Raw genomic sequence first — 24,436 nt, forward strand, 5'->3', positions numbered from 1 at the left:
GTCTCGCAACTGTATCCCTTCTCTTTCCAATTTTCTGTATGCTGCGCCCTTTTTGGAACACAGTAGGCTTGCACCTATCGGCTCAACAGCCTCGTTCAAGCCCGATCCGGCGGCAACATCATGAAGAAACCCGAAGCTCGCATCGAACCCTATACGCACCCCGCCGCAGGCTGGGGCGCGCTCAAGTACGTCGCCATCAACCTGATCAAGGAAAAGGTGACGGGCGGCGACTACCGCATGCTGTTCAAGCAGAATCAGCCGGACGGCTTCGACTGCCCCGGCTGCGCGTGGCCGGATCGCGAGCATGCATCCACCTTCGAGTTCTGCGAAAACGGCGTGAAGGCCGTGGCCGCCGAAGCGACCAGCAAGCGCGTGACGCCGGCGTTCTTCGAGCAACACACCATTGCCGAACTGATGACGCAATCGGACTTCGAACTCGAACAGCACGGCCGCCTGACCGACCCGCTCGTCTACGACGCCGTGCGCGACCGCTACGTGCCGATCGGCTGGCACGAAGCGTTCGACCTGATCGCCGATCACCTGAAGCGCCTCGACGATCCGGACCGCGCCGCCTTCTACACCTCGGGCCGCGCGAGTAACGAAGCCGCGTTCCTGTACCAGCTGTTCGTGCGCATGTACGGCACCAACAACTTCCCCGACTGCTCGAACATGTGCCACGAGGCGACCAGCCGCGGCTTGCCGCATACCGTCGGCATCGGCAAAGGCACGGTGACGCTCGACGACTTCGAACACGCCGATACGCTCCTGATCTTCGGCCAGAATCCGGCCACCAACCATCCGCGGATGCTCGGCGAACTGCGCGAGTGCGCCAAGCGCGGCGCGACCATCGTGTCGATCAATCCGCTGAAGGAGCGCGGCCTCGAGCGCTTTGCGAGCCCGCAGCATCCGGTGGAAATGCTGACGATGGGCAGCACCAGGATCAGTTCCGTGTTCATCCGCCCGAAGGTCGGCGGCGATTTCGCGCTGATCAAGGGCGTCGCCAAGCGCGTGATCGAACTCGACGATGAGGCTGTGGCGTCGGGTCTCGAGCGCGTGCTCGACGTCGCGTTCATCGCCGAACATACCGTGGGCTTCGAGGCGTTCGCCGATGACCTGCGCGCCGAAAACTGGGACACGATCGTCGCCGAAGCGGGCGTGCCGTTCGAAGACGTGCTGAAGCTCGCCGACATCTACGTGAAGGGGCGCGCCGTGATCTCGACGTGGGGCATGGGCCTCACGCAGCACAAGAATTCGGTGCCGACGGTGCAGATCCTGTCGAACCTGATGATGATGCGCGGCAACATCGGCCGGCGCGGCGCGGGCCTGTGCCCGGTGCGCGGGCACTCGAACGTGCAAGGCGACCGCACGGTCGGCATTGAAGAAAGGCCGACCCAGGCGTTTCTCGACCGGCTCGGCGAAGTCTACGATTTCGAGCCGCCGCGCGAACACGGACTCGACGTCGTCAATACGATTCAGGCGATGCTCGACGGCAAGGTGAAAGTGTTCATCGGCCTCGGCGGCAATTTCTCGATCGCAACGCCCGATACGCCGCGCACATGGGAAGCGATGCGTTCGTGTGACCTCACCGTGCACATCACGACCAAGCTGAATCGCAGCCACCTCGTGCATGGACGCGACGCGCTGATTCTGCCGACGCTCGGCCGCACCGAGATCGACCTGCAGAACGGCGTGGCGCAAGGCGTGAGCGTCGAGGATTCGATGAGCATGGTGCATATCTCGTACGGCATGAACAAACCGGCGTCGGAGAATCTGCTGTCGGAAATCGCGATCGTGGCGCGCATGGCGCATGCGACGCTCGGCAGCGAGAAAGTGGATTGGCTCGCGCAGGCCGCTGACTACTCGCTGATCCGCGACGGCATCGCGCAGGTGATCGAGGGCTTCACGGACTACAACGAGCGGTTGAAGAATCCTGGCGGCTTCCACCTCGGCGTGGCGTCGCGCGAGCGGATCTGGAAGACGCCGAGCGGCAAGGCGCAGTTCCTGGTGCACGCGATCGATATGGCTACGCCGATTCATCAAGCGCGCAAAGAACACGGCGAGCGGCTGATGACGTTGATGACGACGCGCTCGCACGATCAGTACAACACGACGATCTACGGTCTGGACGACCGCTATCGCGGTGTGTATGGGCAGCGTCGCGTGTTGTTCGCCAACAAGGACGACCTCGCGATGCTCGGCTTCGTGGCGGGACAGCGCGTGGATATCACGAGCGTGTGGGCCGACGGCATCGAGCGTCACGCGGAAGGTTTTCTGCTCGTGGAGTACGACATTCCGCGCGGTTGTCTCGGCGCTTATTATCCGGAGACGAATCCGCTCGTGCCGCTGTCGTCGGTCGCCGATGGCGCGGGAACGCCGACGTCTAAGTCGATTCCGGTTTTGTTGAAGGCTTCCGGGATTGAAGCGGTTGCCGCGTGACGCTTGACGATCAGGTCGGGCTTTTCGCCAATGCGCGATGCGTCAGGTAAAGACGCAAGTCGAATTCGATCTGGTGGTAACCCGGTTGCATGAACTCGCAGAGTCGGTAAAAGGCCTTGTTGTGGTCGCTTTCCTTCAGATGAGCGAGTTCGTGCACCACGATCATTTTCAGAAATTCCGGCGCCGCCGATTTGAACAGCGAGGCGATGCGGATTTCCTTCTTCGCCTTCAGCTTGCCGCCTTGCACGCGGGAAATGCTCGTATGCAGACCTAGTGCGTGGCGTACGACGTCGAGTTTGCTGTCGTAGGCGACCTTGTCGATCTGGTCCGCGCTGCGCAGGTGCTCGCGTTTCAGGTCGGCGCAGTAGGCGTACAGCGCTCTGTCTGTTTGCACGTCGTGCGTGTTGGGATAGCGCGCCGTGAGATAGGAGCCGAGTTGATCTTCGGCGATCAGCTTCTTGACTTTCTCTTGCAGCGCGGGAGGGTAGCCGCTCAGGTATTTCAGGTGGGACATGGTTCTGGTCGGCACCTACTCAAACACCGCGGCGATTGTCTTCGCAATCTTCCCAATACCGAAGCGGATCGCGATGATCCGGGTATTCCTTGTCCAGCCAGTCGGACAGGATCTTCCACTGAGGATGGTTCGGGCCGCTGCGCGTATCCCAGAACGAATCCTTCAGGACGCTGTTGTTACGTCCGCGATCCCGCACGACGATCCGGCAGTGGTCGTTCGCCTCGTGGAATTCCGCCTTCAGGTAGTAGCGCGGAAGGATCTGCAATGCGGCGCCCTCCACGATGCGGCCCTGCGCACGAACGACGCCCGCCGATTCGATTCGCAGAACACCGTCCACCGATTTGTCCGCGCGCCAACCCACTGGCAGTCTGACCACGCATTCGTCTTTCCCGACCTTGATCCAGTCCATGCGCCAGATGCGGGCGAGCGCATCGCGCATGGCCGCCGCGTCTTCATAGCCGGGCGGCAGTTCGAACTGGGCCGGCAGCACGACGAGTTCGTTCCCTGCCGGCGTCGCGCTGGCGGGATTGTCGAAGGGGTCGTTGCCGAAGGGATTCGAGGGCCGGCTGGCCGTGGTGTTGCTGCTGGTCGGCAAATCCCCGAAGAGGCTTTCGGCGGCGCGGCGTGCGCGCTTCGATTTTTCACTGCCCATCATTTTTCTCCGATGGAGTTGGGTTGTTCTGGTGGGAAACGCAGGTTGGTAGACGTCGTCAGCAGCGCACGTTGTCGGATGCTTGCGCCGTATCCGAATGGGCCCCTCACGAGCGCCCTTTGGATCACGGCATTGCTGTCCTCGCCCCAAGGCTGCGGATGCCCGAGGTCAATGCGCGTATGCATGCGTTCAGCCAGCCACGACACCTGCACGATATAGGTGATCGCATCAATGTCACCGAAATCGAACAGTGAGGCTCGCATCAGAGCCTCCCGGAAACGGGCCATTGCAGCAAAGCGCTCCTGCAATGCGCACGCTGATCGTCGATTGCCTAAGCTAGGCGGTCAAACGTGCGGCAGGTCGTCGATGCATTTTTCGACATGATCGCCGGGGACGTCAGTGTCGATCCCATCGCGGCCGTCGGTGTGGGAGACGGGCACAATTTTCGGCCCCAGAAACCGAGTGCCGCCGAGCGTAAAAAGGGACCAAACAGCGTCTCCCCGGCGGATCGCGGCAACGACTTCGGCCACCTCGACAATCGACGTGGGGGATAACCAGTCACGCGTCGACGGGTCGACGGGAGCCCAGCGCACGTGGGTGATCCTGTCGCTGGCCGGGTTGATGCGAATGGCATCGATAGCAAAAGTAGTCACATTTACCTCCATCACCCTGACAAATGGATTTCGTCATTATGCGCCGCATCTTTTGCGGTGGATCAGGAGGTGGAATCGTGGACGCCTTTATCAGCTCGTGCGGCACCTATCGCTATTGGCTGATGCGTGCCGCCGGATCGTTGTCGCCCGAGAAATCGACCGCGCTGTTCGTGATGCTCAATCCGAGCACCGCTGATGCGCAACTCGACGATCCGACCATTCGCCGATGCCGCGGCTTCGCAAAGCTCTGGGATTGCAATGGCCTGGCAGTCGCCAACCTGTACGCGCTGCGCTCGACAGATCCGGCCGCCCTTTGGTCCCATCCTGATCCGGTCGGCCCCGACAACGACGACTGCCTGTGGACCTTTGCCCGCGAGTACGGCGACGTGGTTTGCGCATGGGGCTCGAATGCCAGGCCCGAGCGGGCCGCTTGTGTCGTCAGCATCATGCGTGATGCCGGCGCGCGCCTGTGGTGTCTTGGCACGACGAAGAACGGCTCGCCGCGCCACCCGCTCTACGTGCGTGCCGATCAGCCGCTGACCGAATGGAGTCCGCAGCAATGGCAGGAAACTAGAACCTAGCCCGTCTCCGGCGGCTGATCGCGCGACGTGGTCTTTTCCGCCAGACAGTGGTACAGCACAGCGAATGGATACAGGTAATGCCCTGGAATCCGGCCTAAGGCAAAAAAACTCACACCCTAAGGATTTGTGGCCAAGCCACAAACAGGCCGAAACCCTTGCGGGGACTGCTGGTGCCGGGGACCGGACTTGAACCGGCAAGCCGTTAGGCGGCGGATTTTAAGTCCGCTATGTTTACCAATTTCATCACCCCGGCAGGGGTCGAACCGCGTGTGGACGCGAATTCTACCATTGCCCGCCGGGCGTACCAAACCGCCCAGGCGCCGCCCCGCACACTTCCATTCCACAAGCCGCATCGGCAAATACCGGCGTCATCCGTAAGTCACAAACCTTCCCGATAATCCGCTCACGAAAACGTTTACAACCCGAGCGCAAACCCATGATCCCTACGATCAAAGATGTCGCTGCCCACGCCGGCTTCTCCATCGCCACGGTGTCGCGCGCAATCAACGCGCCACACACCGTCAACCCGGTCACGCTCGATAAGGTGCGTCAGTCCATCGACGCCCTGAACTTCCGCCCCAGCCCGCTCGGGCGGCAATTGCGCGGCGAACGCACGCGCCTGATCGGCGTGATCCTGCCGACGCTCGCCAATCCGGTGTTCGCCGAGTGCCTGCAAGGCATCGACGAACTCGCCTCGGCGCAAGGCTACCGGCTCATGCTGATGACCACGCAGTACGACGCCGACCGCGAACGCCACGCCATCGAAACGCTGCGCGAACACCGCGTGGAAGGCCTGATCCTGACGGTCGCCGATGCCGACACGCACCCGCTGCTCGACGAACTCGATCGCGCGGGACTGCTCTACGTGCTGATGCATAACGACACCGTGCGTCGTCCGTCGGTCTCGGTCGACAATCGTTTGGCCGCCTACGACGGCGTGCGCATGCTGATCGCCCACGGCCATCGCCGCATCCTCATGCTGGCCGGCACGCTGGCCGCGTCCGATCGCGCCCATCAGCGGCATCTCGGCTATTCACAGGCGATGCAGCAAGCCGGCCTCACGCCGGCGCCCGCGCTCGAGGTCGATTTCAACGCCGAGGAGCTGTCGCCCTCGGTGCTCGCCCATCTGACGAGCGGCCCAAACCGCCCCAGCGCCCTCTTCTGCAGCAACGACCTGCTGGCGATGGTGGTCATGCGCGGCCTGCGCCGCGCACGTCTGCAGATTCCCCACGACATGTCGATTCTCGGCTTCGATGGCCTCGCCATGGGCGAGTTGCTGTCGCCAGCGCTCGCCAGCATCTGCGCGCCGAATCGCGAAATCGGCTGCGCGGCCTGGCAGCGTTTGCTGGCGCGCGTCACCGGCACTTACGAAGCCTTGAATGAAACGTCGCTCACGCTGACCTTGCCGCACAGCTTGCGCCAAGGCGCCACCATCGCGGCGATTTCGAACCGCAACGACGCAATGCCTGTGCGTGCATCAACATCCGCCGAGCGGCCGTTCGCCTGAAGCGCCGCACAAGCGCCATTGGCTAACGCGCGTGCTATGCACCAACGCGTGCCGATATGAAAACGTTTAACACGCTGCCCCGCAAGACGACTTTGAGTCACCCACCCCAAAACCCGAACCACCCGCTCGCTTGTTCTCCTGGAGACCCGCAGTGATCCGCACTTCCAAACCATTCGCTTCGCCAATCAAACCGCTCTGGCGCCGCCTCGCGCGCTCCACGGCTGCCGCGCTGTCGGCTGGCATGATGGTCGCCGCCGCGCTCGCCGCAATCGCACCGCAAGCCGCCCGCGCCGACGAAACCGCGATCTGCTACAACTGCCCGCCCGAATGGGCTGACTGGGCGAGCCAGATCAAGGCGATTCAGCAAAAGACCGGCATTCGCGTGCCGTTCGACAACAAGAACTCAGGCCAGTCGATCGCGCAGCTGATGGCCGAGCAGAAGAGCCCGGTTGCCGACGTCGTGTATCTCGGCGTCTCGTCGGCCTTCCAGGCGAAGGACAAGGGCGTGATCCAGCCGTACAAGCCCGCGCATTGGGACGACATTCCCGCCAACATGAAAGACCCGCAAGGCTACTGGTTCTCGATTCACTCGGGCACGCTGGGCTTTTTCGTCAACAAGGACGCGCTCGAAGGCAAGCCCGTGCCGCGCTCCTGGGCCGACCTGCTCAAGCCTGAGTACAAAGGCATGATCGGCTACCTCGATCCGTCGAGCGCGTTCGTCGGCTATGCGGGCGCGGTGGCGGTGAATCAGGCGCTCGGCGGCACGCTCGATAACTTCGAGCCGGGCCTCGACTGGTTTCGCAAGCTGAAGGCCAACGCGCCGATCGTGCCGAAGCAGACCGCCTATGCGCGCGTCATGTCCGGTGAAATTCCGATCCTGCTCGACTACGATTTCGACGCCTATCGCGCAAAGTACAAGGATCACGCGAATGTCGAATTCGTGATTCCGAAGGAAGGCACGATCTCAGTGCCGTACGTGATGAGTCTCGTGAAGGGTGCGCCGCACGAAGCGAACGGCAAGAAGGTGCTCGACTTCGTGCTCTCCGACGAAGGCCAGAAACTGTGGGCCGAAGCCTATCTGCGTCCGGTGCGCGCGAACGCGATGAGCCCGGAAACCGCCGCGAAATTCCTGCCGGCCAGCGACTATGCGCGCGCCAAACCGGTGGACTTCGGCAAGATGGCCGAGAAGCAGTCGAGCTTCGGCGAGCGTTATCTGCAGGTGATGCATTGAACGACGTCACGTTCCCGCTGCGCTGGCGCATCGCGTTGATCGCGCCGGCGCTGGCGGTGTTCATCGCCTTCTGGCTGTTGCCCATGGGCGCGCTCGCGCAGCTGAGCGGCGACGGCCACGCGTTCGCCACCTATCGCGCGATGCTGATGAATCCGCGCTACATGTCGAGCCTCGGCGCGACCGTACTGTTGTCCGCGGCGGTCACGGCGGCGACGCTGGTGCTCTCGGTGATCGCGGGTCTGCTGCTGGCGCGGCGCGAGTTTCCGCTGAAACGCACGCTGCTTGCGTTGCTCACGTTTCCGCTGGCGTTTCCCGGCGTGGTGGTCGGCTTCATGGTCATCATGCTGGCGGGACGCCAGGGGCTGATCGGCGCGCTCTCGCTCAAACTCACGGGCGACCGCTGGGTGTTCGCGTATTCGATGAGCGGCCTCTTTCTCGGCTACCTGTACTTCTCCATTCCGCGCGTGATCGTCACCGTGATGGCCTCGGCGACCAAGCTCGACGCGTCGCTCGAAGAAGCCGCGCGTTCACTCGGCGCGTCGCCGTGGCGTATCACGCGCGACATCGTGTTGCCGGCGCTCTCGCCCGGGCTGATCGCGGCGGGCGCGGTGTGCTTCGCCACCGCGATGGGCGCGTTCGGCACCGCCTTCACGCTCGCCACCGACATCGACGTGCTGCCAATGACCATCTACACCGAGTTCACCCTCAACGCGAACATGGTGACGGCCGCGGGCCTCTCCATCGTGCTCGGCATCGTGACGTGGGCCGTGCTGGCGTTGGCGCGCAGCGTGAGCGGTTCGGCCGTGGCGGCAAGCGCATGAGCGGCGTTTCAAAACCTGAGGTTTCGCAACCGGATAACGCTCCGATGAATTCCGTCACCGCCTCTCTGCAACCGTCCACCAAGCCGCGCTCACGCTTGCGGATGTGGGATACGAGGACGTGGCTCGCAGCCGGTCAATGGGCCGTCACGCTGCTGCTGTGCGCGTTCCTGATCGTGCCGGTCGCCATGTCGATCATGGCGGGCCTGACCGTCAACTACTTCAAGGGCGTCTCCAGCGGACTTACGCTGCGCTGGCTCGGCGAAGTGTGGACGCAGTATCACGACTCGGTGTTTCTCTCGCTCGAAGTGGCCGCGGCGACTCTGCTCATCACGCTGCTGACCGGCGTGCCCGCGGGCTACGTGCTCGCGCGCAGCAAGACGCGGCTCTCGCGCATCATCGAAGAGTTTCTGGTGCTGCCGATCGCGCTGCCCGGGCTCGCGTCCGCGCTCGCACTGCTGGTGGTCTACGGCGGCTTCACGATGTTCCGCATGAGCGTGGCGTTCATCGTCGTCGGGCATGTGGTGTTTACACTGCCGTTCATGGTGCGGGCAGTCGCCGCGGTGTGCGCGAGCAGCGATCTGCGCACGCTCGAGGAAGGCGCGGCGAGTCTCGGCGCGAGCTTCCTGCAGCGCTTCGTGACGATCGTGCTGCCGAACGCGCGGCCCGGCATCGTGGCCGGCGCGCTGGCGGTGCTGACGCTTTCGATCGGCGAGTTCAACCTCACGTGGATGCTGCACACGCCAGACACCAAGACGCTGCCGGTCGGTCTCGCCGACACCTACGCGTCGTTGCGCATCGAGATCGGCAGCGCCTATACGATTCTGTTTTTCATCATGACGATGCCTCTGCTCGTCGCCATGCAATGGCTCGGCGTCGATGCGACCGGCCAGCGCAGCGCGGCGAAAAAACGCGCCGCTGCATCTCCTTCGAAGTCCATCACGCCATGAAACTCGCTTCCGTTCCCATCACGCTGACGCAGTGCGCCAAAACGTTTCGCGGCACGCGCGTGCTCGAACCGCTCGACCTGCATATCGACGCCGGCGAAACGCTCGTGCTACTTGGCCCGTCAGGCTGCGGCAAGACCACGACGCTGCGCATGATCGCGGGTCTGGAAACACCGGATGCCGGCGGCCGCATCGCGTTCGGCGAGGACGACGTCACTGCCCTGCCGATCGAAAAGCGCCAGGTCGGCATGGTGTTCCAGAGCTACGCGCTGTTTCCGAATCTGACGGTACGCGGCAACATCAGCTACGGTTTGAAGATCAAACGCGTGCCCGCTGAGACGGCGCGGCAACGCGTCGACGAATTGCTCGGCATGATGCGTCTCACCGCTCACGCCGACAAACCGATCGATCAGCTTTCCGGCGGCCAGCGTCAGCGTGTGGCGCTCGCTCGCGCGCTCGCCGTGCAGCCGCGCGTGCTGCTGCTCGACGAACCTTTGACGGCGCTCGACGCCCGTTTGCGCGACGCCTTGCGCAGCGAGATGAACACGCTGCTGCGCGAGTTGGGCATCACGACCGTCTATGTCACGCACGATCAGGCCGAAGCGATGGAACTGGGCGACCGCATCGTCGTGATGAGCGCGGGGCGCATCGAGCAGATCGGCTCGCCGCGTGAGATCTACTACCGCCCCGCCAACCGGACGGTCGCGCAGTTCGTCGGCACGATCAACCGGCTTGCGGGCGAGCGGCGCGACGGCATGCTGACGACCACCGGCGGCGCCGTGCCGCTGCCCGCGGGCTCGGCGCATGCGAACTCCGCGCACGAGATTTTCTTCCGCCCGGAAGACGCTTATCTTGCCGATCCGGCTCATGCGCAATTGCGCGGCCACATCGAAAGCACCGCGTTTCTCGGCGAACGCACGCGTCTGACGGTCGGCGGCGCCGCGCCGGATGCGTTGCTGATCGACGTGGCCGGTCGCGTGGAATTGGCGCGCGGCACGCCGGTCGGCATCTCCATCGCGCAGGACGCGCTGATTGCGCTATCGTAATGACGCCGCGCTGTTCTAATAGCGCGCTATAACAAGGACATCCCCATGCTGCTGGCTCAAATTAGCGACCTGCATATCAAACGGCCCGGTGCGCTTGCTTACCGCCGCGTCGACACCGGCGCCTATCTCGCGCGCTGCGTCGCCGCCCTCAATGCGCTCGAACCGCGTCCCGACGCGGTGATCATGACCGGCGACCTCGTCGATCAAGGTGATCCGGAACAGTACGAGCACCTCAAAACCTTGCTCGCGCCGCTGGAGATCCCCTACTTCATGCTGGTCGGCAATCACGACGAACGCGCTGCGCTGCGCGCCGCGTTTCCCGATCGCAAGGAATTGGCGAGCGGCGGCGAGTTCGTGCAATACGCGGTCGATGTCGGCCCGCTGCGAATCATCGCGCTCGATTCGATGGTGCCGGGCCAAAGCGCCGGCACGCTGTGCGACGCGCGGCTTGCGTGGCTCGCCACGCAACTCGATGCGGCCCAAGGCAAACCGACGGTGATCGCATTGCATCATCCACCGTTCGTGTGCGGTATCGGCCATATGGACGACCTGCGGCTCGATCCCGCCGCCGCCGAAAAACTCGCGGCGTTGATCGCCCGTTATCCGAACGTGGAGCGGGTGATCTGCGGGCATGTGCACCGGCCGATGTTCGTGCGTTTCGGCGGCACGATCGCGTCCGCGGTGCCGGCGCCCGCGCATCAGGTCGCGCTCGATCTGCGCGAGGATGCGCCGTCGGCGTTCATGATGGAACCGCCTGCGTACGCGCTGCATCGCTACGATCCGGCGACCGGCATTGTCACGCACCACGCGTATGTGGAAAAAGCCGATGGCCCGTATCCGTTCTACGAGCCGGAGGGCGATCTGATCGATTGACGCGCACGGCTCACGCGCCGATAAACGTCTCATGCACGCGCCGGGACGACCTGAAATACGGAATCCCGAGCGCGGCCGCCACGAGAGCCTGAATGAAGCCGTCGTATGGAATGGCGATGTCGATGCCGATTGCGTGCGTCATGTAATCGCCTAGCAGATATGCGCCGGTGCGCAACACGACAATCGCCAGCAGCCACGCCTGGATATGCACGGTAAAACGCGCCGACTTGCGCCACGCAAGCAGCGCCAGCCAGCCGATGCCCGCGACGACGAACACGCCCGTGAGCACGTCGCAGCCCACCATCGCGATCACGGTGCGATACCAGCCGTGCGTTTCGGGCCGCGCGAACACGGCCAGCACTTCCCATTCGAGCATGAGTTTGAGCGGGTTGCGCATCGCGATCGCCGTATGGAGCACCCACGCCGCGAGGCAAATCAGGGCGACGAGCAGCGAGCCGCCGATGCGTCGAGGTTCGTGTTTCGTGATCGAGGTCATGGAGTCGTTCTAGTAGTCGTCGGTCGGTTAAAGGCGCGCCGATTCTACGAACGAAAGCCGAACGACCATCTCATTTTGTCGGCAAGGCAATCTCAAGCGATCAGTGTCCGCCTTGTCGCTCCGCCCGCCGCCGTCAGCACGATCCGCCGTGCTCCGGTATGATCGGCACGCTTGAGGACCGCGCATGGGCCGGTCCGTCGACTGTCCCCTCTCATGTCCACTTCCAACGCGTCCACTCCCGCTTCCGCCGACCGGTCGTTGCGCGGCCTGCTGTTTCTGCTCGCCACCATTGCCGGTGTCTCGGTTGCGAACATCTATTACAACCAGCCGCTGCTCGACGACTTCCGCCAATCATTCCCGCGCAGCGCGTCGTGGGTCGGCGCGGTGCCGGCCGTCACGCAGCTCGGCTACGCGGCCGGCATGCTGCTGCTTGCGCCGCTCGGCGACCGTTTCGACCGGCGCCGTCTGATCCTGTTGCAGATCGCCGCCATTTGCGTCGCGCTGGTCGTGGCAGCCGCGGCGCCGACGCTGACCGTGCTGATCGTCGCGAGTCTGGCGATCGGCGTGCTCGCCACCATCGCGCAGCAAGCGGTGCCGTTCGCGGCGGAAATCGCGCCGCCGTCCGAACGCGGCCACGCGGTCGGCATGGTGATGAGCGGTTTGCTGCTGGGGATCTTGCTGGCGCGGACGGCCTCGGGTGTGATTGCCGAATATTTCGGTTGGCGGGCGGTCTTCGGCGCGTCCGTGGTCGCGTTGCTGGTGCTCGCGGCCGTCATCATGGCGCGTCTGCCGAAAAGCCAGCCGACCTCGACGCTGCCCTACGGCAAGCTGCTGGTCTCGATGTGGCATCTGATCGTCGAGCTTCGCGAGTTGCGCGAAGCTTCGCTCACCGGCGCGGGCCTGTTCGCGGCGTTCAGCATCTTCTGGTCGGTGCTGGCCTTGCTATTGGCGGGCGCGCCGTTTCATCTCGGGCCGCAGGCGGCCGGGCTATTCGGCATCGTCGGCGCGGCCGGCGCGATGGCCGCCCCGCTCGCCGGCAAGTTTTCCGATCGACGCGGACCGCGCGCGATCATCACTCTTTCGATCGTGCTGGTGGCGATTTCGTTCGTCGTATTCGGCGCATCGGCGACGAGCATTGCGGGCCTCGTGGTCGGCGTGATCATTCTCGATATCGGCGTGCAGGCCGCGCAGATTTCCAATCAGTCGCGCATCTACGCACTCAAGCCGGACGCGCGCAGCCGCGTGAACACGGTGTACATGGTGGCGTATTTCATTGGCGGAGCACTCGGCTCCGCCGTCGGCGCAGCGGTCTGGCCGGCGTTTGGATGGATCGGAGTGAGTGTGGCCGGGATCGTATTCGCGGGGCTCTCGGCGTGGAATCATCTGGCGTTTCCCGCGCGGGCGAGCAGCTAACGCGGCAGTTGCGCGAAGCGCTTATTTGCTGCTTCGCGCGGACGCGTATTCGTGCAACGCGTCGATTACGCGGTCGAATTCGAACGACTTGTCGTAAAAGTGGCGCACGCCATATTGCTCACAGCGCTCACGATACGCGGGCAACGCGTGATTGGTCAGCACCGCGGCGAACACCTTGTCGATCAATCCTTCACGCTGCAAGTAAGCGAGGACCGGCACGCCCGAGCCCTGCTTCAACTGCAAGTCGACGATCACCGCGTCGAAAGATTCGTCGCTCAACAGGGCGATAGCCTGATCCGCGGAATCCGCGTATGCGGCGACTTTCAGCAGGCCGGAGGCGTCGATTGTTTCCACGAGACTTCTGCGGATCAGCGGCGAATCCTCGATCAGCAACACACGCAACGGCGTGTGTTGGGCTGACTCGGCAACAGGGTTCGATTCGCTGTTCATCGGAATATCTCGATCGTCCATTATTCGATCAAGCCATTCTTGATCGCGTAATAAGTCAGATCGGCATTGTTCGCCAACCGCATTTTCTCCAGCACGCGAGCCCGGTAAGTGCTCACCGTCTTCACGGACAAATGCAATTCCTCCGCGATCTCGGTGGGAATCTGCCCCGCCGCGAGCTTGCAGAAAATCTGGAATTCGCGCTCGGAGAGCGCTTCGTGCGGACGCCCCGCGGCCGGCTTGTCGAGATTGTCGGCGAGCGTGTCGGCGACCGCCTCGGAGAGATAGCGATGCCCGCGCGCCACCGCGCGAATCGCCCGCACGATCTCCTCGGGCTCGCAGTCCTTGTTCAGATAACCATTCGCGCCCGCGCGCAGCAGATTGATCGCGTACTGACTCTCCGGGTAGCCCGACAGAATCAGCACACCCTGTTCAGGGCGCACCTGCTTGATCACGCGCAAGGTGTCGATGCCGTTCTTGTCCGGCATCGCGATGTCGAGCAGCACCACGTCGAAGGCCTGTTCGCGCACGAGGCTGATGGTTTCGTCGCCGGTGGCCGCTTCGGCCGCGACGCACATATCCGGCTCGTCAGCGACGAACTGTTTGAAGCCACCTCGGACGATCGCATGGTCGTCAGCTATCAACACTCGAATCATCGGTTTAGGTGTCCGTGCAATGGAATCGCTCCAAAGCAGACATTGTAATGATCTCCGGCATGGCGTCTGCCGGATCCGGAAAACCGGGCGGCGCATGCCGGCGCGGGAAACTTCCAGACCCACCCGCGCCCGCTGCGCCGTCCGCCGCGCTGCCTGAACCGGCTAAGCGGGCAGTGAAGCACGGAGCCGCCGCTCGCCGTTTTGTTACGGTCCTTCTGTAGGGTCTTCGCTTCTACGTTTTTTTGCGCCGCCGCTTACTCACGGCCAGCCAGCAAATCCGCCATATCGTCGGCATGCTCTTCTTCGACGGCGAGAATATCTTCGAACATACGACGCGTGGTCACGTCCTTCTCGCCGAGATAGCGAATGATCTCGCGGTACGTGTCAATCGCAATCCGCTCGGCGATCAGGTTCTCCTTGATCATGTCCGTGAGATTGTCGCCTTCCTTGTATTCCGAATGCGAGCGCGTCTTCAAACCGTCCGGCGCGAAATCCGGCTCGCCGCCGAGTTGCACGATCCGCTCGGCAATGCTGTCGGCGTGTTGCTGTTCCTCTGCGGCATGTTGGGCGAACTCCGCCGCCACGGCCTCGGAATTGATGCCCTTCGCCATGAAGTGGTGCCGCTTGTAGCGCAGCACGCAGACGATTTCGGTGGCCAGAGCGTCGTTGCACAGCTTCAGCACCGTCTCGCGATCCGCGCCATAGGTTTGCGTGACCGGACCGTCAGACATGTGCTTGCGTGCGTCTTCGCGGATCTTTTTAAGGTCCATCACGAACGGATCGCGAGATTGAGATGCCGCGCCCTGGGCGCCAGGTGATTTCGACATTGAATTTCTCCTTTATCCGGTATTGGGGGAACTGCGCATCACGCACGAATCGCGCCTGATGCGCCGGCACAAGGGATCATTGCTGCGAATGACCACCCGTCTACGTTCGGAATACGCCAAGCAGCAGCGTGACCACGAATACGACGAGGAAAATGTAGAACAGGATCTTTGCAATTTCGGCCGCACCCGCCGCAATGCCGGTAAAGCCGAACACGGCGGCGATGATCGCAATCACGAAAAAGACAATGGCATAGTGAAGCATGGCGACTCTCCTTCTTGTTGTATCTGCGTGGCATTGGCGTACGACGTCGACTGGCGAACCGTTCTCGAAGCTTCGAAGGCGCGGTTCGCGACTGCCTCATTTGAGCAGCGCTAATCAACGATCTTTTTCGTCACCACGAACCCCAGCACGAGGAACACCACGCACAGAATCACAAACACGATGAACAGGAACTTCGCGATCGCCGCCGCGCCCGCCGCGACACCGGTAAAGCCGAGAAGACCGGCGATCACCGCGATGACGGCGAAGAACAACGCCCATTTCAGCATGATGGCTTCCTCCCGAAACATTGATTGAACGATCAGGTCCATCCTATCGATCAGCGACGCGAGGCGCATTCCGACGCACGCCGGTTTTCGTGTGAGAATCCGCTTACATTGGATTACGGCAGCATTACGGTGAGCGTGTCCACCACACCACCCCCCGCGTGCTGCGCCGCGACGGCCGCGCGAGAGCGGCACCGTCGCCGAACGCGGCGGACGTTACACTGATGCCCCATCAGAGGAGCCGAATGTGCCAAATGTGCAGAACGTGCCGGACGCGGGCAATCCTGGGGCCGCCGCCCGGCTGGGCGACTGGATGCGCAATCGCAGCTGGGCGATCGCCATGACGGTGGCGATCGTGATTACCGTGGGCGGCCTCGTGATTCTCGAGACCGCGCGCCAGCGCATTGCCGCCGAGTACGAGACCGCGCTCGAAGCGCGCGACGTCACCGTGCAACTGAGCGCGCTCGCAAGCCAGTTATCGCGCCTGAGCGCCCAGCAAAGCGATTTTCTTCTGACGAAGCAGGACGCCGCCGCGCACGAGTTCTGTGCGACCGCCGTGCGCATCCGCCAGAGCGAACAGCAGTTGAACCGCTTCTACCGCGGCGGCAAAGCCGACAGCGCCGAGCTCGCCAGCTTCACGCAGATTCTTGGACTGATCGAGGCGCGTATCGGCGCGGGCGCGTCCGCGCTGCAGCGTGCGGCGCCGCATCCGCTCGATCTGTCCGCCTGTGGCAGCGCGAGCGAGGCCAGTCCGGCCGACGCGTCGCTGGTGGACAGCACGCTCTCGCTGCTGCGCGACAACGAGGAACGCCGCGCGCAACACGCGCTGGCCGCGAGCCGTGGCGATCAGCGCATCTCCACGCTGTGCGCAGCGGGTCTCTCGGCGCTGAACATCGTGCTGTTCATTCTGCTGTTTCGCAATCTCGGCATTCAGATCGATCGTCAGGCACGCGTGCAGCGTCAATTGATCACACAACAGGAAGGCCTCGACCAGCTCGTCAACGAACGCACCCGGCAGCTCGAAGCGCTCGGCTGGCACTTGCAGGCGGTCAGCGAAAACGAGAAGACCCAGCTCGCGCGCGAGCTGCACGACGAACTCGGTGCGATTCTGACGGCCAGCAAAATGGACGTGGCGTGGGCCAACCGCAAGCTGAAGGACAGCGAGCCGGACATCTCCGAGAAACTCAAGCGGGCACTCGCCAATCTCGACCAGGGCATTGCGCTCAAGCGCCGCATCATTGAAGACATGCGGCCTACGGTGCTGGCCAACTTCGGGCTCGTCACCGCCTTGCGCACGCTCGCCGACGAAGCCGCGCAGCGCAACAACTGGACGCTCGAACTGCACCTGCCCGCCGACGACATCAAGCTCGACGAGCAAACGGAAATCGCGCTGTTCCGCGTCGCGCAGGAGTCGCTCACCAACGCCGCCAAGTACGCGCGAGCATCGAAGGTATCGATCGCCTTGCAGGTCGGCGACGGCCAGGTGGCGCTGCATATCGCCGATAACGGCGTCGGCATCATGCCGGCCGATCTGAAGCGCACGCACACGCACGGGCTGCTGGGCATGCGCCAGCGGGTCGCCGCGCATGGTGGGCGCTTCGATATCCGGCGCGGCGTGCCGAACGGCACCGACATCCACGTGGAGATGCCGAGCGTCAGCACCGCGACGCCCTCGATCGATCTGCCGCCAGCGACGCCTTCGCGAACCTCCGTCTAGGAAGGCCTTGCGGCGCGCTGCCGGCAGGGTTGTAGGAGTGCGCCGACGCAAACACCGGAGCACGCCTACAAGAAAATCGCAGCCCAGCCGACAGCGCCGCCCCCGCCCTTTTTTTACCATGCAATCAGACCGGATCGACTGGCGTAAGCCCCGGTCGGACGACAGCTAGCTCAGCTGGCGCGTGCCGTACAACATGGGCACGTCAACCAATGCATTCTCGACAAGGAGAACTTTCATGAATCGACTGATCGCTTTGCTTCTCATTGCAGGGACAGCTGCGCTCGCCGGTTGCAACACGATGGCGGGGGCTGGGCAGGATATTTCGAAGGGTGGCGACGCCATCACGAACTCGGCTGAAAAGGCCAAGTAAGCAGCGTAAAACCAGGCAGACGCCGGACGCTTTGCTGCGCCTGGATTGCAGGATTGTGAGAGCCCGTCGCGGGAAACCGTGGCGGGTTTTTTTGTGCACTTGCTTTGGTGTTTCTTTGTGGTTTCCTCGCGGGTGTTTGCTGAAGCCGCGGGTCTTTGTCTGAGCTACGGTTGATAGCCAAAGCCGCAAACAAAACGGCGACCCACTCGCGTGGATCGCCGCCCCGTCCTCCCCAGGACTGGCCGCCTATTGAGTGCGCTTTTGTTAGCGCCGCTGTTCGCGCCGCTGTTCGCGCTTCCGTCAGCCCTTATTGCCCGTTCAGCGTATTCGTCAATTCGACGCTCGGCGTTTGCGTGTTGCCGTTCTGCGCGACCAGCAGATGGATCTGACCCGGCACGAGCTGGCTCAGCGCACCGGCGATCGGCACCGACGTCACCAGCCAGTCGGCATTGTTCGACAACGTGAAGGCCGGCGACTGGAAGATCGGCGTCTTGCTGCCCGCCGCGGTCGCGATCAGCACGTAGGTGCCGCCGGACACGTAGATCGAATCCTGGCCGCTCGCCGGCACCGCGTTCTTGAAGGCCACACCGGCCATCGTCGGCGAGACGTTGGCGATGTCGGTGGAAGTGGACTGGACCAGATACAGGTCGAGGTTGGTCGCGTTCGCCGACGCGTTGAAGCCGCGCAGACGCGCGCTATTCGAGAGCAGACCCTTGTCGAACGGATCGTCGATCAGGCCGATGTCCGGCGCAGCCAAACCCGGCAATGCGAGCACGGTATATTCGTGGCCCTTCGCGACATCCGGGAAGCTGCCGCTCGCGAGCGCGGTCGTCGTGCCGGTCGCCGAGTAAGCGACCGTGGTCGCGCCCGTGTTGATATTGGTGAGGTTCGTCACACCTTTATAGCTGATGTTCGTCTGTCCCGAGGGCGCAGTGCCGTTCACGAGAAAGTCGACTGCCGGGCCGCTGGGAATCGCATGGATGAAATGGATCTCCGGATTGGTCAGCCCGAGCTCCTTGCCTACGTCGTCAGAACCGCCACCGCACGCGCTCAGAACGGATGCAACGGCAGCCATCGCCACCATGGTTCGGATCAGTTTCATTATGTTCACCTTTATTGATTTGTCGGGCTCGCGGCCCATTGATTTTGTGGACGTCCCGCTTCGCACAACACGCCGTCCGGCACCTTGTTCGTTGGTCATACGAACGGTTCAGGCCAGCTCTGCGAAATGAGCACCCCCTCCTATCCCTGCTGCACATCGCGCCACTTTTCCGAACGGCGCGGTCCGTGTCGATGGACGTTCGCTTTGAGCAATGCGTGTGCCGCGGGCTTCGATATGGCTGGTGGCGGCTGAAGAATGTCTTACGGAGCAACGAGTTGCGAGGATTAGAATTTTTCCTCGGAGGGATGGCACGCCCGGCGGTGTATTGTTCGTGCGCGCCCAATACTTACATGGTCCTCCGCATGTCTTACCAACATTTACTCGCCGAACTCGACCTCGGCTTCACTCGCTTGCGCAACCGCGTGGTGATGGGTTCGATGCACACCGGCATGGAGGACCGCTTCTGGAATTACCCGAAGCTGGCCGCGTATTTCCGCGAGCGCGCGAAGGGCGGCGTCGGTCTGATCGTCACCGGTGGCATCTCGCCGAATCGCGAGGGTTGGCTGTTGCCGTTCGGTGGCACGCTGAATTCCGTGCTCGATTTGCGCAATCACCGGAAGTTGACCGAGGCCGTGCATGCCGAAGGCGGCAAGATCGCGCTACAGATCCTGCATGCGGGCCGGTATGGCTATCAACCGTTCGTCGTATCCGCGTCCGCGATCAAATCGCCGATCTCGAAGTTCAAGCCGCGCGCGCTGAGCATCGCCGGCATTGCGAAGACCGTGCGCGACTACGCGCGCTGCGCGCGCCTCGCTCAACGCGCGGGCTATGACGGCATCGAGATCATGGGCAGCGAAGGCTATCTGCTCAACCAGTTCCTCTGCCCGCGCACCAATCGGCGCACCGACGCCTACGGCGGCAGCATCGAAAACCGGATGCGGCTCGCGCGCGAGATCGTCGAGCGGGTGCGCGCGGTGTGCGGCGAACGCTTTATCGTCGTGTACCGGCTCTCGCTGATCGATCTGGTGGAAGGCGGCAATACGTGGGACGAAACCGTACAGGTCGCCCAGGCGCTGGAAGCCGCCGGCGTGACGATGTTCAACACCGGCATCGGCTGGCACGAAGCGCGGGTGCCGACAATCGTGACCTCGGTGCCGCGCGCCGCTTTTGCTGCGCTGAGCGCGCGATTGAAGGCCGCGGTCAAGGTACCGGTGATCGTGTCGAACCGCATCAATACGCCCGACGTCGCCGAAGCACTGCTCGCACAGGGCGCCGGCGATCTGGTATCGATGGCGCGGCCGCTCTTGGCCGATCCCGAGTTCGTCGTGAAGACCGCCGAGGGACGCACGCATGGAATCAATACCTGCATCGCCTGTAATCAGGCCTGTCTCGATCACACGTTCAAGAACCAGCGCGCGACGTGCCTCGTCAATCCGCGCGCGGGGCGCGAAACCGAACTGATCTACCGGCCGGTCGCCGGAACGCGGGCCGCGCGTTCGATCGCGGTCGTCGGCGCGGGTCCGGCGGGATTGTCCGCAGCGACGGTGGCCGCCGCGCGTGGGCATCGCGTGACACTGTTCGATGCGAGCGCAACGATCGGCGGCCAGTTCAATCTGGCGATGCGCGTGCCGGGCAAGGAAGAGTTCAGCGAGACGATCCGCTATTTTCAGAGCCAGTTGCAGCGACACCGCGTCGACGTGCGGCTCGATACGCGCGTGGATCCCGCGCTGCTCGCCGCCGGCGCTTACGACGACGTGATCATCGCCACCGGCATCGTGCCGCGGCGGCCGGCGATTGCCGGCATCGACGGACCCAACGTGCTGTCTTATGTCGACGTGCTGCGCGGCGCGCCGGTCGGCCAGCGCGTCGCCGTGATCGGCGCGGGCGGCATCGGCTTCGACGTCAGCGAGTTTCTGCTGCATCGCGCGGGCGAGCCGCTGCCGATGCCCCGTGACGCGTGGCTCGACGAATGGGGTGTCGATCTGGCCGTGCGGGAACGCGGCGGCCTCAAGCCGCCCGCGCCGGCCCAGCCGCCGCGGCAAATCTGGCTGTTGCAGCGCAAGGCCGGCAAGCTTGGCATGGGACTCGGCAAGACATCCGGCTGGGTGCATCGCGCGACGTTGGCGAGAAACGGTGTGAAGATGCTCGACGGTGTGTCGTATCGGGAGATCAGCGCGCGCGGCTTGAAAATCGCGCGTGAAGGCGTCGAGCAATGGCTGGAAGTGGACACGATCGTCGTGTGCGCGGGCCAGGAATCGCTGCGCGATCTGCATCCGCAGACGGCAGCGGACGCGAAGGTGAGAAAGGCGGATCAGGGTAACGGTCCGCGCTATCACGTGATCGGCGGTGCGAAGGTCGCGACCGAACTGGACGCAAAGCGCGCGATTCGCGAAGGCGCGGAAGTGGCGGCGGCGCTGTAACAGGCCGTCGCCCGCTTCAAGCGAAACTCAGGCGAGTCCCTTCTTCCGGTAATCGAGCCAGAAAGACAGCCCCACGCTCGTCAGAATCACAATGGTCGCGATCACCGTGGAGTGAGTCACCGGCTCGCCGAGCAACAGCGCGCCGAGCGCCACGGCCACCACCGGATTCACGTACATGCAGCTGCTGGCGATGATCGGGCTGGTGTGCCGGATCAGAAAACCGTACGCGACGTAGGCGGCCATCGTCCCGATCAGCATCAGGTAGATGAACGCCAGCACCGGCAGGAAATGCACCTCGAGCATCCGCTCGCCCGAGACCCACGCGACCAGCGTCGACATCGCGCCGCCCAGCCCGATTTGCAGCGACGTCGAGAGAAACAGGTCCGAAGGCAGCTTCAGACGCCCGGCCAGATGCGCGCCGCCCGCCCAGAAAAGTGCGCCGCACAGAATCGCCAGACTGCCGCCCGCCGAGCCGGGCGCGCTGTCGCCGTGGCTGAGAATCGCAATGCCGACCAGACCGAGGCCGACCGCGAACCACTCGCCGCGGCCGATCTTGCGCCCCGCCACCGCCGCAATCACCGTCGCGAACAACGGCACGGTCGCGACCATGACCGCCGCGGTGCCGGTGCCGACGGTGCGCATCCCATAGGCGAGCATGCCGCTCGACAAACCGACCAGCATGGTGCCGACGAGGCCGGCATTGCGGATCTCGGCGGCGCTCGGCCAGACCGGCTTGCGGCGCGCCGCGAACACGAACAGCCCTATGCCGGCGAACAGATTGCGCAGCCCCGAGAGCAGCAGCGGTGGAAACGAACCCAGCGCGACGTGCACGGCGAGATACGTCGAACCCCATACGAGATAGACGACGGCGAGCGCGAGCGCGATCTGCCCGTTGCGCGACTGCGGCAAACGGATCGGGAAACCACGCGAAAAAAGATTGGGGAGTTGCAGCGACATGCGTTCAACCCGCCCATGCCGCTCGAGGTGCTGCGCTCCCGCTGAAGACCCTGCTGCGGGATGGCGGACACCGCATCGGCGATGCGGTCTGACGGGCGAGGCTGGCGGGCATGTCGGTGGAACGGAAGGACGATAGATGGCCAATGGGGCCACAACGCCGCGGCGATCGGTAGAAATCGAGCCACGGCGAACACGCGCCGAATGGTCGGCGCGCATCGCATTATGCAGTAAGCGCCCACGGCGTCGCTTGAAAGAATCGTAACTTTTTGGCGTGCTTGCAACAAAAAGCCGGGGACGTGCCCCGGCTTTTCTGTCGCGCAGGCCAACGGCGCGTTCGAGCTATGCAGCTCGCATTATCAGGACGGCTCAGTTGGCCATCGCGCCCGACGCTTCGTGCTTCATGCCCATCGCGTCGCCCTTTTTCATCTTGTCGTGCTTCATCGTGTTCTTCTTCATGCCGTCCTTCGACATGCTGTCTTTGGACATGGAATCTTTCGACATGGTGTCCTTCGACATCGCATCGTTGGACATGGCGCCGCTTGCCTGGGCGAATGCGGCGCCGCCGCTGGTCAGGAGAGCGACGGCGAGTGCTGCGATTGCAAACTTTTTCATGAGATGACTCCGAGTGTTGTGGATGAATCAGAACCGGCCAGAGCACTAGCCGGCGTATTTCCGAAGCTTCTGCCGCCTGGGGTCGCGCAGCCGTTTCAGCGGCGCCGACCCGCGCGCGTCAAGAGCCTCCGAACCAGTTGTAGCCCTGGTCGACCCAATAGCCGCCAGGGTACGTATTAGTGACGAACATCTCGACGATGTGCTTCGGGTTCTTGTAGCCGAGCTTGGTCGGCATGCGCAGCTTCATCGGGAAGCCGTATTTCGCGGGCAGACGCTCACCGTCGTACGAAAACGTGAGCAGCGTCTGCGGATGCAGGGCGGTCGGCATGTCGATGCTTTCGTAGTAGTCGTCGGCGCATTTGAAGCCGACGTACTTCGCGCTGGTGTCCGCGCCGATGCGCCGCAGAAAGTCGCTGAACGGCGTGCCGCCCCAGCGGCCGATCGCGCTCCACCCTTCCACGCAGATATGCCGCGTGATCTGCTCGGCGTGCGGCAGCGCGTACAGCTCGGGCAAGGACCAGACGCGCTGGCCGGTCACGAGTCCGCTGATCTTCAGCCGGTAATCGGCGCCGTTCACCTCGGGCACGTCGTCGATGCCGTAGAACGCGTTGAACGGAAACGGCCGCGTGATCTGCGCTTCGGTGTAGGTCGGCGCGAGTTGCTTCGGATCGAACAGCGCGGCCTGCGCGCGGTCGTTCAGGCGTGAGACGGCGGTGAGAAACTTGTTGACCGAGTCGTCGTCGGTGAGCGAGCAGCCGGTCAGCATCGACAGGCCGCCGAGCGTCAGAAGCCGTTTGCCGAACAGGCGCCGCGACGGCATCGCGAGTTCGCGGCGGGCGTCGATCAGGATCGATTCGCGGTCAAGTTTCGGGCTAATGGAGCGAGTGGGGTTTCGAGCGGGTTTGTTCATGATTCGGTATCCGTAACGTTCGCTTACGCGGATAAATGGCTCAGCGTCCGCGCAACATGGCGAGCAGCGAGCGTGGCACGAGCGCCACCATCACCAGATGCACGGCGATGAACGCGGCCATCAGCGACATCGCGCAGAAATGGACGATGCGCGCGTTGTCGTAGCCGCCCATCAGTTCACGCAGCAGCGGAAACTGCACCGACTTCCAGATCGCGAGACCCGAGAGCACCAGCACGATCAGATCGCAGACCACGAACAGGTAGGCGAATCTCTGCACCGCGTTGTAGACGCGTAGGTCGGCGTGCGACAGCTTGCCGGTCAACGCGGCGATGAAATCGTGCAGCACGGCGCGCGGCGACACCGGCAGGAACTTGCGCACGAAGCGCCCGCTTGCAAGGTTCAACGCGAGATACAGCAAGCCGTTGAAGACCAGCAGCCACATCGCCGCGAAATGCCATTGCAGCGCGCCGCCGAGCCAGCCGCCGAGCGTGATGCCGGTAGGAAAACGGAACGCGGGGAAGATCGGCGAGGCGTCGTAGATGCGCCAGCCCGAGAGCATCATTACGATGGCCGCGAGCGCGTTGAGCCAATGCGTGAGACGCACCCACAGTGGATGGATCGCACTGCTTTCCGGCTTGGCCGGCGGCGCGCTGTCGCGAAGAGCATGATGAGTTGCCATGAGAATCTCCTGTGTGCGCAGAGGCG

The 24,436-nt window shown here is 63.5% G+C and carries 27 protein-coding genes and 1 tRNA gene; 12 read left to right on the forward strand and 16 right to left on the reverse strand.

Annotated features, from left to right (window positions below):
- Window positions 1-120: 120 nt before the first annotated feature.
- Complete coding sequence (locus ACQKRQ_RS18005) at window positions 121-2,436, forward strand: FdhF/YdeP family oxidoreductase (RefSeq protein ID WP_427478537.1); 2,316 nt, start codon at window positions 121-123, stop codon at window positions 2,434-2,436.
- Between the two features lie 10 nt (window positions 2,437-2,446).
- Here the strand turns inward: ACQKRQ_RS18005 and ACQKRQ_RS18010 are convergent, their stop codons facing one another.
- From ACQKRQ_RS18010 to ACQKRQ_RS18025, 4 genes are all read right to left on the reverse strand, one after another.
- Window positions 2,447-2,950 (reverse strand): M48 family metallopeptidase, encoded by a 504-nt coding sequence (locus ACQKRQ_RS18010; RefSeq protein WP_427478539.1) that lies wholly within the window; start codon window positions 2,948-2,950, stop codon window positions 2,447-2,449.
- A gap of 19 nt (window positions 2,951-2,969) precedes the next feature.
- On the reverse strand, window positions 2,970-3,605 hold the full coding sequence (locus tag ACQKRQ_RS18015) for a hypothetical protein (RefSeq protein WP_427478541.1): 636 nt from the start codon (window positions 3,603-3,605) through the stop codon (window positions 2,970-2,972).
- Window positions 3,602-3,865 carry a hypothetical protein gene (locus ACQKRQ_RS18020; RefSeq protein ID WP_427478543.1) on the reverse strand — a complete coding sequence of 88 codons (264 nt, stop codon included), beginning with the start codon at window positions 3,863-3,865 and terminating at the stop codon, window positions 3,602-3,604. Before ACQKRQ_RS18020 ends, ACQKRQ_RS18015 begins: the two co-directional genes overlap by 4 nt.
- An 81-nt stretch (window positions 3,866-3,946) precedes the next feature.
- Window positions 3,947-4,255, reverse strand: a complete 309-nt coding sequence (locus tag ACQKRQ_RS18025; RefSeq protein WP_132373785.1) for a hypothetical protein — start codon at window positions 4,253-4,255, stop codon at window positions 3,947-3,949.
- Between the two features lie 77 nt (window positions 4,256-4,332).
- Between ACQKRQ_RS18025 and ACQKRQ_RS18030 the strand changes: the two genes are divergently transcribed.
- Window positions 4,333-4,836, forward strand: a complete 504-nt coding sequence (locus tag ACQKRQ_RS18030) for a DUF1643 domain-containing protein (protein ID WP_427478546.1) — start codon at window positions 4,333-4,335, stop codon at window positions 4,834-4,836.
- A gap of 168 nt (window positions 4,837-5,004) precedes the next feature.
- Here ACQKRQ_RS18030 and ACQKRQ_RS18035 read toward each other — a convergent pair.
- Window positions 5,005-5,089: transfer RNA gene (locus ACQKRQ_RS18035), tRNA-Leu, on the reverse strand.
- A gap of 183 nt (window positions 5,090-5,272) precedes the next feature.
- Between ACQKRQ_RS18035 and ACQKRQ_RS18040 the strand changes: the two genes are divergently transcribed.
- The 6 genes from ACQKRQ_RS18040 to ACQKRQ_RS18065 all read left to right on the forward strand — a co-directional run bounded on the left by ACQKRQ_RS18040 (window position 5,273) and on the right by ACQKRQ_RS18065 (window position 11,258).
- Entirely contained in the window at window positions 5,273-6,343 is a 1,071-nt protein-coding gene (locus ACQKRQ_RS18040; protein WP_427478548.1) for a LacI family DNA-binding transcriptional regulator, read from the forward strand.
- A 241-nt stretch (window positions 6,344-6,584) separates the two neighbouring features.
- Window positions 6,585-7,574 (forward strand): ABC transporter substrate-binding protein, encoded by a 990-nt coding sequence (locus tag ACQKRQ_RS18045; RefSeq protein ID WP_427479251.1) that lies wholly within the window; start codon window positions 6,585-6,587, stop codon window positions 7,572-7,574.
- The gene (locus ACQKRQ_RS18050; RefSeq protein ID WP_408180121.1) at window positions 7,571-8,395 is read left to right on the forward strand and encodes an ABC transporter permease; all 825 of its coding nucleotides are present in this window, start codon (window positions 7,571-7,573) and stop codon (window positions 8,393-8,395) included. Before ACQKRQ_RS18045 ends, ACQKRQ_RS18050 begins: the two co-directional genes overlap by 4 nt.
- A gap of 44 nt (window positions 8,396-8,439) precedes the next feature.
- Window positions 8,440-9,342: an ABC transporter permease gene (locus tag ACQKRQ_RS18055; RefSeq protein WP_427478551.1), complete on the forward strand. Its 903-nt coding sequence runs from the start codon at window positions 8,440-8,442 to the stop codon at window positions 9,340-9,342.
- Window positions 9,339-10,385 (forward strand): ABC transporter ATP-binding protein, encoded by a 1,047-nt coding sequence (locus ACQKRQ_RS18060; protein WP_427478553.1) that lies wholly within the window; start codon window positions 9,339-9,341, stop codon window positions 10,383-10,385. The genes ACQKRQ_RS18055 and ACQKRQ_RS18060 overlap by 4 nt, the downstream gene beginning before the upstream one ends.
- A gap of 45 nt (window positions 10,386-10,430) precedes the next feature.
- Window positions 10,431-11,258, forward strand: a complete 828-nt coding sequence (locus ACQKRQ_RS18065) for a phosphodiesterase (RefSeq protein ID WP_427478555.1) — start codon at window positions 10,431-10,433, stop codon at window positions 11,256-11,258.
- 10 nt (window positions 11,259-11,268) lie between these two features.
- On the opposite strand, the gene ACQKRQ_RS18070 is transcribed toward ACQKRQ_RS18065, so the two are convergent.
- Window positions 11,269-11,754 carry a DUF2569 domain-containing protein gene (locus ACQKRQ_RS18070; RefSeq protein WP_427478557.1) on the reverse strand — a complete coding sequence of 162 codons (486 nt, stop codon included), beginning with the start codon at window positions 11,752-11,754 and terminating at the stop codon, window positions 11,269-11,271.
- A gap of 213 nt (window positions 11,755-11,967) precedes the next feature.
- On the opposite strand from ACQKRQ_RS18070, the gene ACQKRQ_RS18075 reads away from it, so the two are divergent.
- Window positions 11,968-13,167, forward strand: a complete 1,200-nt coding sequence (locus tag ACQKRQ_RS18075) for an MFS transporter (protein ID WP_427478559.1) — start codon at window positions 11,968-11,970, stop codon at window positions 13,165-13,167.
- Between the two features lie 21 nt (window positions 13,168-13,188).
- Here the strand turns inward: ACQKRQ_RS18075 and ACQKRQ_RS18080 are convergent, their stop codons facing one another.
- From ACQKRQ_RS18080 to ACQKRQ_RS18100, 5 genes are all read right to left on the reverse strand, one after another.
- The gene (locus ACQKRQ_RS18080; RefSeq protein WP_132373775.1) at window positions 13,189-13,617 is read right to left on the reverse strand and encodes a response regulator; all 429 of its coding nucleotides are present in this window, start codon (window positions 13,615-13,617) and stop codon (window positions 13,189-13,191) included.
- 20 nt (window positions 13,618-13,637) lie between these two features.
- Window positions 13,638-14,270, reverse strand: coding sequence for a response regulator (locus ACQKRQ_RS18085; protein WP_132373774.1), 633 nt, complete (start codon window positions 14,268-14,270; stop codon window positions 13,638-13,640).
- A gap of 254 nt (window positions 14,271-14,524) precedes the next feature.
- The gene (locus ACQKRQ_RS18090) at window positions 14,525-15,097 is read right to left on the reverse strand and encodes a ferritin-like domain-containing protein (protein WP_132373773.1); all 573 of its coding nucleotides are present in this window, start codon (window positions 15,095-15,097) and stop codon (window positions 14,525-14,527) included.
- 100 nt (window positions 15,098-15,197) lie between these two features.
- Complete coding sequence (locus ACQKRQ_RS18095; RefSeq protein ID WP_006052455.1) at window positions 15,198-15,359, reverse strand: DUF1328 domain-containing protein; 162 nt, start codon at window positions 15,357-15,359, stop codon at window positions 15,198-15,200.
- A gap of 110 nt (window positions 15,360-15,469) precedes the next feature.
- The gene (locus ACQKRQ_RS18100; RefSeq protein WP_132373772.1) at window positions 15,470-15,646 is read right to left on the reverse strand and encodes a DUF1328 domain-containing protein; all 177 of its coding nucleotides are present in this window, start codon (window positions 15,644-15,646) and stop codon (window positions 15,470-15,472) included.
- Between the two features lie 244 nt (window positions 15,647-15,890).
- Between ACQKRQ_RS18100 and ACQKRQ_RS18105 the strand changes: the two genes are divergently transcribed.
- Window positions 15,891-17,360, forward strand: coding sequence for a sensor histidine kinase (locus ACQKRQ_RS18105; RefSeq protein WP_427478563.1), 1,470 nt, complete (start codon window positions 15,891-15,893; stop codon window positions 17,358-17,360).
- Between the two features lie 235 nt (window positions 17,361-17,595).
- Window positions 17,596-17,730 (forward strand): entericidin A/B family lipoprotein, encoded by a 135-nt coding sequence (locus tag ACQKRQ_RS18110; protein WP_091792786.1) that lies wholly within the window; start codon window positions 17,596-17,598, stop codon window positions 17,728-17,730.
- A 307-nt stretch (window positions 17,731-18,037) separates the two neighbouring features.
- Here the strand turns inward: ACQKRQ_RS18110 and ACQKRQ_RS18115 are convergent, their stop codons facing one another.
- A complete protein-coding gene (locus ACQKRQ_RS18115) occupies window positions 18,038-18,832 on the reverse strand; it encodes a DUF4397 domain-containing protein (protein ID WP_132373770.1) in 795 nt (264 codons plus the stop codon).
- 362 nt (window positions 18,833-19,194) lie between these two features.
- On the opposite strand from ACQKRQ_RS18115, the gene ACQKRQ_RS18120 reads away from it, so the two are divergent.
- Window positions 19,195-21,252: an FAD-dependent oxidoreductase gene (locus ACQKRQ_RS18120; protein WP_427478566.1), complete on the forward strand. Its 2,058-nt coding sequence runs from the start codon at window positions 19,195-19,197 to the stop codon at window positions 21,250-21,252.
- 27 nt (window positions 21,253-21,279) lie between these two features.
- Here ACQKRQ_RS18120 and ACQKRQ_RS18125 read toward each other — a convergent pair whose 3' ends face one another.
- The 4 genes from ACQKRQ_RS18125 to ACQKRQ_RS18140 form a co-directional block, all read right to left on the reverse strand.
- On the reverse strand, window positions 21,280-22,209 hold the full coding sequence (locus ACQKRQ_RS18125) for an EamA family transporter (protein WP_132373768.1): 930 nt from the start codon (window positions 22,207-22,209) through the stop codon (window positions 21,280-21,282).
- Between the two features lie 366 nt (window positions 22,210-22,575).
- Window positions 22,576-22,821: a pentapeptide MXKDX repeat protein gene (locus ACQKRQ_RS18130; RefSeq protein WP_408180113.1), complete on the reverse strand. Its 246-nt coding sequence runs from the start codon at window positions 22,819-22,821 to the stop codon at window positions 22,576-22,578.
- Window positions 22,822-22,939: 118 nt separating this feature from the next.
- Window positions 22,940-23,731 (reverse strand): molybdopterin-dependent oxidoreductase, encoded by a 792-nt coding sequence (locus tag ACQKRQ_RS18135; protein WP_427478568.1) that lies wholly within the window; start codon window positions 23,729-23,731, stop codon window positions 22,940-22,942.
- Between the two features lie 40 nt (window positions 23,732-23,771).
- The gene (locus ACQKRQ_RS18140) at window positions 23,772-24,410 is read right to left on the reverse strand and encodes a cytochrome b/b6 domain-containing protein (protein WP_427478570.1); all 639 of its coding nucleotides are present in this window, start codon (window positions 24,408-24,410) and stop codon (window positions 23,772-23,774) included.
- Between the last annotated feature and the right edge of the window lie 26 nt (window positions 24,411-24,436).

This window comes from Paraburkholderia sp. NPDC080076, from assembly GCF_050281145.1.
Classification (GTDB): domain Bacteria; phylum Pseudomonadota; class Gammaproteobacteria; order Burkholderiales; family Burkholderiaceae; genus Paraburkholderia.